Below are 7,465 nucleotides of genomic sequence, written 5' to 3' on the forward strand. Positions count from 1 at the left end.
TTGAATAGACTAAGCAAAATGTAAAAATAAAAAATACACAGTAACTACATTATTATTATACAACGACAAATCAAATTAATAAATTAAATATATAAATAAATATATATAAAATTATGAAAGGAGAAGTATGTATAGTCGTATGACTATATCATACAAGGAAAATATGAAAAAAATTATAATGACATTAACAGTACTATTAGCACTAGTATCATGTAGTTCAGTTAATTCAAAAAAGGCTGAACAAAATAAAAATACAAATACACAAACTCAAACACAGGTAGTTATAGATCAAACTTCAATAGAAAGCTTAAAAAAAATAAACACTATAGCTAAATTATCTCAACAAGATAATGAAGAAATATACAGAACTGCTATTGCTGGTGTAGATAGTCTAGTAAAACTTGGTAAAGCAACTAATAATGATTTACCTGCTTTCTTAGATATAACTTATAGTTTATTAGAAAACTATAAGAAACAAAACCCTAAGGAACAAATAAATAAAAACGTTGTACTTGCTGCAATGAATAGTTTATATGACAATATTGTAAACTCAAAATAAGAATTTATAATATTTTAAAAAGTTGCGATGATAAAACATTGCAACTTTTATTTATAATAATTTTTTTAAAAGGAATCATTTTTTTTTATTATATAGAGTTCTGTATAGTTATCTGAATATATTTCTTTATTCTCATCAATACTACCTGCAAACCTATGTTCACCATAAATACCAAATTTTTCTAAAAATTTTCCATTGAATGAGCCTATTAATATTTCTTCTCTATTTTTATTAATTCTATATATATCGTAATTATAGTCATAATTTAAGCCCTTTATTTTTATAGTTTTAAGTTCTTCTAATACTTTTACTTTTTTTCTAAAGTATGCTAATATACAACTTTTTTTATCTTTACTAACTACATTAAAAACACTAACATTTTCATCATATGTAATTCTATACAAATCTCCTTCACAAATTAAATTTGAATATTTTTTATACAATTTTATATCTTTCTTTATTAAATCTTTTTCTAAATCAGATAATTCTAATGGATTTAACTCATAACCAAAAGTTCCAAACATAGCAATATTTCTTCTAATCTCAAGACTTGTTTGTCTTCCTGTTTGATGATTAGGTACATTTGAAACATGAGAGCCTTGTGTACTTACAGGATAGGGTATAGACGCTCCAAACTGTATGTCTACTCTGCTTATTGCGTCCGTGTTATCACTCGTCCAAATTTGGGGCATATAGTAAAGTATTCCCGCATCAAATCTATTACCACCACTAGCACAACCTTCAAATAATATATTAGGGTATTTTTTCTTTAATTTATCTAACATAGAATAAAGACCTATTATATAAGCAAAATATTTTTCTTTTTTATCTATTCCTGTAATAGCCCTATTCATATCCCATTTTATATAGTCAATTTCATTATTATCTAATATTTTTACTAATTGATTATATATATTTTCTCTAACTTCTTCTCTTGAAAAATCTAATACTAATTGATTTCTACCTGGGTGATTAACTCTATTTTTTGTTCCTATAATATAGTCAGGATGCTCTTTATATAATTTACTATTTTCATTTACCATTTCAGGTTCAAACCAAAGTCCAAATTTCATATTATGTGATTTTGTTCTTTGCCATAATGCTTTTAACCCATTAGGAAGTTTTTTCGTATTAACAGTCCAATCTCCTAATCCACTAAAATCATCATTTCTCACACCAAACCAACCATCATCTAATACAAATAAATCAATACCTAATTCATGAGAACTATCTATAATTTTAAGTAATTTTTCTTCATTAAAATCAAAATATGTTCCTTCCCAATTATTAAGTAATACTAGATTTTCTTTTTTTTCTAATAAATAGTTTCTATAAATATCATGATAAACTTGACTTAAACCATTTAACCCTTTTGTTGTATAAACCATTAATACTTCTGGTGTTTCAAAACTATCTTTTAAATTCGAATTGAAACTAAAACTATTAATACCCATATTAACCCTTGTACTATTAAATGGACTAACTTCAATATTTACTTCAAAATTTCCACTATATATTAAATTAAACCCTATCATAATTCCCTTATCAAAATCAGAATTAGGTTCTGATAATGCTATAAATGGATTATATGTTGCACTACTACTTCCTCTTTTACTATCTATTGTTTTTATACCCCTATTTAACTTCTCTCTATTATATTTACACTCACGACCCCAATGTCCACTAAGGCTAATCAAATCATAATCAGAGTCTATTAAATCTAAAGATAAACTTGATAATCTTTCTATTTTAATATCTTTACCTAAAAGTTTAGTATTTCTAATTATTGCTGGATAATCATTAAATATTGTATATTTTAAAATCAAAGTAGAATTTTTAAGCTCATCTTTCAAATAAATTAGCAATGTTTCAGATTCACTGGCTTTTATATGTGGTAATTTTTCTACCTTATTATACCCTTTTATAATTTCATGGTAACTGTACTTATACTCTGAAACAAAATCTTCATCAGTATATTCTAATTCAAATGCAGGTATTCTAAAATCACCCCTACCAAAATCAGGGTATTCTCTTAATAATGTATCTAAGAAAAAACCTTTACTAGTTCCTGAGAAATTTGGTGTAATAGGTAAATTTTCATAATATTCCCTATATAAATAGTCTAAATTATTTACTTCTATTTTTTCGCCGAAATATAAATGTCCAATTTCTCCATTTTTTAAAACTTTTATAATATAACTTATTTCATCATTATATAAATGAAATATCTTATTTTTCTCATTATAATGTATCATATTATACCTTTCTATTTTACTGCACTATCAATAGAGCTTTTTATGAAATATTTTTGTAAACTTAAATATAATATAGTTATTGGTATAATAACTATTATAGCCGAAGCCGCTGCTGAATTTAAGTTAAAACTTGATGCTGAAAAATACGATGCTACAAATGTTGTAACTGACCTATGTTTTTGCCATAAATATAAAGAAAATTGGTAGTCATTCCAAGTAAATACTCCTGTTAAAATAATAACCGTAGAAGTAACTGGTTTTAACATAGGTAAAATTATAGTAAAAAATATTTTAAATCTACTACAACCATCAATTTCTGCCGCTTCATCTAAATCTTTAGGTATAGATTTTATAAAATTAGTATACATAAATATACTAACTGGTAATTGAAATGATAATACAACCAATATTATTGCCCAATATGTATTTGTTCCTTTAATATGAAAAAGATTTCTTCCTGATAGCATAGTAACTAATGGGACTAACATACTAAGTGGCGGTATCATCATAACTGCTAATATAATATTTAATATAATAGTGTTTAATTTACTTTGATTTCTAGCAAGTGGATAAGCAGACATTGCTCCAATAATTACAACTAATAATATTACAACAACTGTTACTATAAAACTTCTCCCCATTGCCTGAAAAACACCTTTTTTTACTGCTAATATAAAATTATCAAAATAAATATAATTTGGTATTTTCCAATTTGCTCCTAAATCTGTTTTTTTCTTAAAAGCAGAAACTAATGAAATATAAATAGGTAATAGATGCAATAACACTATAAATACAATAAAAATTAATTTTGATATTGATAATTTATTTTTTGTCATAAGTCTAATTCACCCCTTTTTGATATTTGATTAGTTATCAAACTAGATATAAGAATAAACATGAATAATACAACACCTATTGCTGCTGAATAACCTGCATTTTGAGTTCCAAAATATACTTTATCTATCAAAGTAGATAATGAATGTGTTGCATAACCAGGTCCACCATTAGTTAATGCCTTTATAACATCAAATAATTTTAGTCCACCTATAAGATTTATAGTAAAACTTGTTATTATTGCAGGTCTTAACATTGGAATTGTTATATACATAAATTTTTGTAAACTTGTTGCTCCATCAATTTCAGAAGCTTCATAATACATTTTAGGTATATTTTGTAAACCTGCTAAATATATTAACATAGATATACCACAATATTGTACAGAGTTTATAAATGTCAATAAAAATATACTTATATTACCATTTGCTAATAAATTCAATTCTTTTATGCCAAATATACTAAATAATTCAGCCAAAGTTCCATCATATTTAAATATAAAATACCACATATACCCCATTATAAGTCCAGATATCATTACAGGTAAATATATTACTGTTCTTACAAAGTTTCTACCCCTAAAATCAGAATTTAGAAATAGGGCATATCCCAGCCCTAATATTTGTTGTAATATTGTACTACCTAATCCATATATTAAAGTATTTTTTAAAGCCATTCTAACATTTAAATCCGAAATTATTATATTCTTGTAATTTTCTAAACCTACTGAATTATAATGTTGAGAAAATCCATTCCAATTTGTAAATGAAATTAAAATACCCCTAAAAAATGGATAAAATACAAATATTGTAAACAAAATTAATGCTGGGATATACATAATATTTATTATGTTTTTCCTGATTTTTTTATTAAACATTTTAAATACTCCTAAATATAGTCATGCTCTACTTATTTTTGTGCATTGTATAATTTTTCATAATCTGCTTTTAACTTAGCAACACCATCTTTAACAGTTAATTGCTCTGTTAATATACCTGTTCCAACATCACATAAAGTTGACCACATACCACCTGGTAAATAAACTCTATCTAAATAAGGAACTGTTTTTGTATTTACATATTTATTATAATACTCAGTTAAATCTCCATTATCTACTTCTACATTTAATAATCCTGGTGCTGCTCCTATAGATTCATTAATTAATTTAATGTTTTCAGGTAATGCTAAATAATCTATGAATTTTAATGCTTCTTCTTTTACTTTAGAATCTTTCCATACACCAAATGCAAATTCTTCTCCTGTTATTAAAGTAGGTTCATCATCAGCATATCTTGCAGGTGTTGGCATAAATGCTATTTTAGCTTCTGGATTATACTCTTGTGCTTCTCTAATCATACCATTAGTAGCAAATGTGAATAATGCCTTATTATCTGCTAATGCTCTTGCAGTATCATCTGGTGTTGCAGTTACAAAATCTTTATTAATTAAATTATTTTCTCTAAATTGAACTAATAAATTTGATAATTCTTCCCATTTTTGAGTATTAAATACTCCATTTAATAAGTTTTGTGCTTCATTATCTTTTGGTGTAATTAAAAATGATGAACCTGCCCAGTCAAAAAATCTTCCACCTTCATTGGCATCTTTTGCTCCCATATGTATACCAATATAACCATTTTCTACTGCTTTTTTAGCAACATTTAAAAAATCATCCCAAGTTTTAATATCATCTACATTAACACCTAATTTTTCTAATATAGTAACATTATATACCATACCTGTTATATCCATATTTACTGGTAAAACATATATATGTCCTTCTTTATCAGTTATTGCACCTTTAATTAATGGGTTAATATCTTTTACCCAAGATTGATTATCTAATTTTTCTAGGTATTCACTATATCTTAAAACAGACCAACCATGTGTAGAAAAAATATCTGGTAAGTCATTAGAAGCCATTCTTGTCTTCATAGTAGATTCATATTCTGCTCCACCACCAGCTAATATATTTACTTTTATTCCTTCTTTTTCTTCAAATTTAGCAGCAATTTCTTTTAATTTAGCATAAATTATGTGTTCTTCTGTTGCACTTAAATAAAAATCTACTGTTTTCATTTCTTTTTTATCTTCTGCTCCACAACTAAATATTGCGAACACTGATATAAAAAGCATTAATAATTTTAAAATTTTCTTTTTCATTCTTATCTCTCCTTTTCTACCTTCTTTTATAATAGTATATCTAATTTATAGTCATATAAAAAGAATATAAAAATACAAAAAAGAGTAAAATATTCTTTTTTTTGCTTTTTTTATTCCTTTTCCCGAGTATAATACTAGTAGGAGATGATTAAATTGAAAAAAAATAAAGATATAGAAACTCGTATAAACTTAAATTTAGTAACAACATTTACTAAATTTAATTTATTAGGAATAGGAAAACATACTGTTACTAAGAATTATAAAATTAATTGTTCTACCAGAACTAAGGAAAATTTTATACTTTTTCAACTTAGTTTAGATGGGTATGGTATATTTATTAAAGATAATATTACTTATGTCTGTGAAAAAAATGATATGTTTTTTTGTGATATACCAAGTGATGCACTTTACTATTTACCTACTAATTCAAAATTATGGAAAATTATTTATTTAGAAATATCAAAAGATTTTTATCACTTATATCAAAAACTTATAAAACTAAACAATGGAAAACCTATAATTAATTTAAAAAATTACCCTTATATAAAAACAATATTACTAGAAATGTACAATATTAGTATAATTAATAAAAATGATAACAATTTTGAATTAGAAAAACTATTTTTTACATTTATGGTTGAATTATTTAAAATATTTAAAAGTGAAACTAAATCAAACAAAAACATAAATACAATAAAAAAATATATAGAATTTAATTACCAAAATAAAATAACACTAGATCATTTAGCACAAAATTTCTATATTTCAAAATCATATATGATAAAAAAATTTAAAGAAGAAGAAGGATTAACTCCCATAGAATATTTAAATGAATATAGATTAAATGTAGCAAAAAAATTATTGCTTAATCTTGATAATTCTATTAAATATATTGCCCATACTTCAGGTTTTTCAAACTCCAACTACTTCACAAAAGTATTTAAGAAAAAATTCAACATAGTACCAAGAGAATATAGAATAAATAATTTAATGTAATATAATAACTGAGATACAAATTTTATATCTCAGTTATATTTTTGTTTTTTTTAATTTTAATATATATATATATACATTTTTTATATACCTACTATTTATAATCTTTTAAAAATTGATTTAATAAATTTAATATACCCATTTAATGTTAGAACTTTAATTTGTTCTAAATTTCTTTTCATTATCACGTATACATATATGTATAAAAAATAACCTAATGCAAGTCCTATATTTACATAAATATCTTTAATATCTATAATATATCCAAAAAATACAATGAAATCTAAACTACCACCCCAAAATATTTTATCTATTATAGAGCATATAATAGCCGCAATTACAACCATCATGCAAACTCTTATTTTTGAATTTAATGCATTGGATTTTAACACATATAAATAAAATGTTACTACTAAACAAAGTGATACTAAATTAAAAAAAATCAAAGTTGGTATACCTAAGCCTAAATTAAGTTTAAGATTAAAAAGAGACATATAATCCTTATTTAAATAAACATCGAATCCTAATTTATTATTAAGTAATCTAAATGAAATGTGGTTAAAAAATGTATTTATAAAAATTTTAGTTAATTGATCAATTAAGACTAATATTAATATAATTAATATGTTTTTTCTTAGTTTCTCCATAATCTAATAATTGA

7 protein-coding genes are annotated in these 7,465 nt (G+C 24.1%); 2 read left to right on the forward strand and 5 right to left on the reverse strand.

Annotation, left to right across the window (positions count from 1 at the left end):
* Window positions 1-127: 127 nt before the first annotated feature.
* Window positions 128-559 carry a hypothetical protein gene (locus AWT72_RS07455; RefSeq protein WP_067143139.1) on the forward strand — a complete coding sequence of 144 codons (432 nt, stop codon included), beginning with the start codon at window positions 128-130 and terminating at the stop codon, window positions 557-559.
* Window positions 560-624: 65 nt separating this feature from the next.
* Here AWT72_RS07455 and AWT72_RS07460 read toward each other — a convergent pair whose 3' ends face one another.
* From AWT72_RS07460 to AWT72_RS07475, 4 genes are read right to left on the reverse strand one after another with little or no spacing between them, the layout of a single operon-like run.
* Complete coding sequence (locus AWT72_RS07460; protein WP_067143142.1) at window positions 625-2,814, reverse strand: alpha-galactosidase; 2,190 nt, start codon at window positions 2,812-2,814, stop codon at window positions 625-627.
* A gap of 11 nt (window positions 2,815-2,825) precedes the next feature.
* Window positions 2,826-3,650, reverse strand: coding sequence for a carbohydrate ABC transporter permease (locus AWT72_RS07465; protein WP_067143145.1), 825 nt, complete (start codon window positions 3,648-3,650; stop codon window positions 2,826-2,828).
* Window positions 3,647-4,525 (reverse strand): carbohydrate ABC transporter permease, encoded by an 879-nt coding sequence (locus AWT72_RS07470; protein ID WP_067143148.1) that lies wholly within the window; start codon window positions 4,523-4,525, stop codon window positions 3,647-3,649. The genes AWT72_RS07465 and AWT72_RS07470 overlap by 4 nt, the downstream gene beginning before the upstream one ends.
* 32 nt (window positions 4,526-4,557) lie before the next feature.
* The gene (locus tag AWT72_RS07475; protein WP_067143151.1) at window positions 4,558-5,811 is read right to left on the reverse strand and encodes an ABC transporter substrate-binding protein; all 1,254 of its coding nucleotides are present in this window, start codon (window positions 5,809-5,811) and stop codon (window positions 4,558-4,560) included.
* Window positions 5,812-5,964: 153 nt separating this feature from the next.
* Between AWT72_RS07475 and AWT72_RS07480 the strand changes: the two genes are divergently transcribed.
* Complete coding sequence (locus AWT72_RS07480; protein ID WP_067143155.1) at window positions 5,965-6,807, forward strand: helix-turn-helix transcriptional regulator; 843 nt, start codon at window positions 5,965-5,967, stop codon at window positions 6,805-6,807.
* Between the two features lie 95 nt (window positions 6,808-6,902).
* On the opposite strand, the gene AWT72_RS07485 is transcribed toward AWT72_RS07480, so the two are convergent.
* A complete protein-coding gene (locus tag AWT72_RS07485) occupies window positions 6,903-7,451 on the reverse strand; it encodes a signal peptidase II (protein ID WP_067143157.1) in 549 nt (182 codons plus the stop codon).
* Window positions 7,452-7,465 lie beyond the last annotated feature (14 nt).

The organism is Oceanivirga salmonicida, assembly GCF_001517915.1.
Classification (GTDB): Bacteria; Fusobacteriota; Fusobacteriia; order Fusobacteriales; family Leptotrichiaceae; genus Oceanivirga; species Oceanivirga salmonicida.

Excerpts from the sequence above, each read along its gene's own strand:
- AWT72_RS07460 (WP_067143142.1), bottom strand. The coding sequence starts at position 2,814 with ATGATACATTATAATGAGAAAAATAAGATATTTCATTTATATAATGAT.
- AWT72_RS07485 (WP_067143157.1), bottom strand. The coding sequence starts at position 7,451 with ATGGAGAAACTAAGAAAAAACATATTAATTATATTAATATTAGTCTTA.
- AWT72_RS07465 (WP_067143145.1), bottom strand. The coding sequence starts at position 3,650 with ATGACAAAAAATAAATTATCAATATCAAAATTAATTTTTATTGTATTT.
- AWT72_RS07470 (WP_067143148.1), bottom strand. The coding sequence starts at position 4,525 with ATGTTTAATAAAAAAATCAGGAAAAACATAATAAATATTATGTATATC.
- AWT72_RS07475 (WP_067143151.1), bottom strand. The coding sequence starts at position 5,811 with ATGAAAAAGAAAATTTTAAAATTATTAATGCTTTTTATATCAGTGTTC.
- AWT72_RS07455 (WP_067143139.1), top strand. The coding sequence starts at position 128 with ATGTATAGTCGTATGACTATATCATACAAGGAAAATATGAAAAAAATT.